Source organism: Pseudostreptobacillus sp. (assembly GCF_977040545.1).
In genome coordinates, this window is record NZ_CDRRBS010000119.1 from 1 (window position 1) to 2,677 (window position 2,677).

The 2,677-nt window shown below is 24.0% G+C and carries 4 protein-coding genes; all 4 read left to right on the forward strand.

The features are described from left to right. Positions 1 to 304 (forward strand): hypothetical protein (locus ACWYO2_RS05650; protein ID WP_455515506.1); only part of this gene is annotated, 304 nt, incomplete at its 5' end. Next, positions 301 to 879: an IMPACT family protein gene (locus ACWYO2_RS05655; RefSeq protein WP_455515507.1), complete on the forward strand. Its 579-nt coding sequence runs from the start codon at positions 301 to 303 to the stop codon at positions 877 to 879. The genes ACWYO2_RS05650 and ACWYO2_RS05655, both read left to right, overlap by 4 nt. Positions 880 to 891: 12 nt before the next feature. Next, the gene (der, locus tag ACWYO2_RS05660; RefSeq protein ID WP_455515508.1) at positions 892 to 2,196 is read left to right on the forward strand and encodes a ribosome biogenesis GTPase Der; all 1,305 of its coding nucleotides are present in this window, start codon (positions 892 to 894) and stop codon (positions 2,194 to 2,196) included. Between the two features lie 165 nt (positions 2,197 to 2,361). Continuing rightward, positions 2,362 to 2,655, forward strand: coding sequence for a hypothetical protein (locus ACWYO2_RS05665; RefSeq protein WP_455515509.1), 294 nt, complete (start codon positions 2,362 to 2,364; stop codon positions 2,653 to 2,655). Positions 2,656 to 2,677: the final 22 nt, after the last annotated feature.

A 2,677-nucleotide genomic window follows, 5' to 3' on the forward strand; every position in this document is an offset into this window, starting at 1 on the left:
AGCTTGTAAATATATAGATTTAATAGTATCAGATAGAATATTAATTAGTAAGTTGATAAATATATTTTTAAGAATTTTCTTTATGAGTTTATCTTTATTACTTATTGAACTTTTGCCTATAGGCTTATCTTCAGATTTATCTAATTTAATATTATTTTATTCTGACCTAGATCTTCAAAGGATTTTATTAAGACTTAATAATTATTACTACATAATATTATTTGCATATATATATTTCTTAGACAGATTTAATATATTTACAGGAATAACAAAAGCTATATTTTCTTGGTTTGGAATTAGATGAAAACAGTAGATAGAGAGTTAACTGTAGAGTTTATAGAAAAAAAATCTAAATTTTTAGGTCATATTAAACCTGTAAATACTGTTAAAGAAGCACAAGAATATATAGAGTATATAAATACTATACATCCAGATGCTACTCATAATGTATATGCCTATAAAGTTATAGAAAATGGACAGGAATATTTTAAGTATAATGATTGTGGAGAACCTTTAAATACAGCAGGTAAACCTATGGCTGAAATAATAACAAGATTAGATGTTTTTAATGTTGTAATAGTAGCAACTAGATATTTTGGTGGAATTAAATTAGGTGCAGGTGGTTTAATTAGAAATTATGCTAAATGTGCAAAACTTGCAATAAATGAAGCAGGTATAGTAGAATATGTTGAAAAAAATATATATTTATTAGATTATGATTATTCAAAATCTAAGGAAATTGATATTTTCTTTGAAAAAAATAATATAGAAGTATTAGAAAAAATGTATAATGAACGTATAAGTGTAAAAATTTTAGTAAATAATGAATTTGTAGATGTTTTAGAAAAAATGAATGATATAATAATAATTAAATTATGATAGGAGGTAATAATGATAGTAGCAATAGTAGGAAGACCTAATGTTGGGAAATCTACACTTTTTAACAAGTTGATAGGAGATAGATTATCTATAGTTAAAAATGAAGAAGGTGTTACTCGTGATAGATTATATAGAGAAACAGAATGGTCTGGTAAAAAATTTCTATTAGTAGATACTGGAGGACTTGAACCACGTAGTAATGACTATATAATGCAAAAAGTAAAAGATCAAGCCAAAGTTGCAATAGATGAAGCAGATTCAATAATATTTCTTGTAGATGGTAAAGCAGGGATAACAGCAGTTGATGAAGATATTGCAAGTATATTGAGAAAGCAAAATAAAAAAGTAGTAGTAGCTGTTAATAAAATAGATAATTATATGAAAGAAAAAGATAATATGTTTGAATTTTACTCATTAGGATTTGAAGATGTTATAGCAATATCAGCTGAACATAAAGTTAATCTTGGGGATCTTTTAGATGCAGCTGTGGATAAATTTCCTATTAATTATGAAAAACAGGAAGAAGAAGGATTAGCAATAGCAGTTCTAGGAAGACCTAATGCAGGTAAATCTTCTTTTGTAAATAAGATACTTAATAAAGAAAGAAATATAGTAAGTGATATAGCAGGAACTACTCGTGATTCTATAGATTCAAGTTTTAGATATAATGGAGATGTATATACAATAATAGATACAGCTGGAATTAGAAAAAAATCAAAAGTTGAAGATGATATAGAGTATTATTCAGTATTAAGAGCTATTAAAGCTATACAAAGAGCTAATGTTTGTGTTCTTATGCTTGATGCAACTGAACTTTTAACAGAACAAGATAAAAGAATAGCAGGTTTAATATATGAAGAGAGAAAACCTATAATAATAGCTATTAATAAATGGGATTTAATAGAAAAAGATAATAAAACTGTTAAGGAATTTACAGATCTTGTAAAAGCAGATCTTCCATTTTTAGATTATGCTCCGATAGTTACAATATCAGCTTTAACTGGTAAAAGAACTATAAATATAATAGATCAAGTTAAATATATAGATGAAGAATATAATAAGAAAATATCAACAGGATTATTAAATCAAGTATTAGAAGAATTAATGGCTAAAAATCCTGTGCCTACTAGAAAAGGTAGAGCTGTTAAAATTAATTATGGTACACAAATAGGACAAGCACCACCTAGATTTGTATTTTTCGCTAATAACCCAGATTTAGTACATTTTTCATATAAGAGATATATAGAAAATAATTTAAGAGAATATTTTGGGTTTGAAGGATGTCCAATAGATATAGTATTTAATAAAAAATCATAGATTTAATAGAATTAAAGGATTATTTCAATATAGAGATAATCCTTTTTTATAATACCTTAAATATATTCTGATTATCAAAGTATTTTGTATAAAAAATATTTTTTCTTTATAAATAAAAAAATATTAGTATAATCAATAAGTTAACATTAAATTATGGAGGTAATAATGAAAAAAATAGTAATAGTAGGATTTGTATTAATGTTTTTAACAAGTAAAATTAAGATACATAATTTGTTTTTTATACTAACATATTTGATATATATATTATCATTTAAGATGTTAGGTGTAAGTATACATATGTTACAAGTTGTTGGGTATGTACCATTAACCATTATTAATAATTTTCCTACTATAGAATTTTTGGGTATATATGCAAATTATCAAGTTATATTTTCTCAAGTTTTATTATTGTTAATTTTATTTGGAATGAATATATTTATGAAAAAACAGAAAAATTAGATAAAATTTTATTTATATAAAA

Excerpts from the sequence above, each read along its gene's own strand:
- ACWYO2_RS05655 (WP_455515507.1), top strand. The coding sequence starts at position 301 with ATGAAAACAGTAGATAGAGAGTTAACTGTAGAGTTTATAGAAAAAAAA.
- der (WP_455515508.1), top strand. The coding sequence starts at position 892 with ATGATAGTAGCAATAGTAGGAAGACCTAATGTTGGGAAATCTACACTT.
- ACWYO2_RS05665 (WP_455515509.1), top strand. The coding sequence starts at position 2,362 with ATGAAAAAAATAGTAATAGTAGGATTTGTATTAATGTTTTTAACAAGT.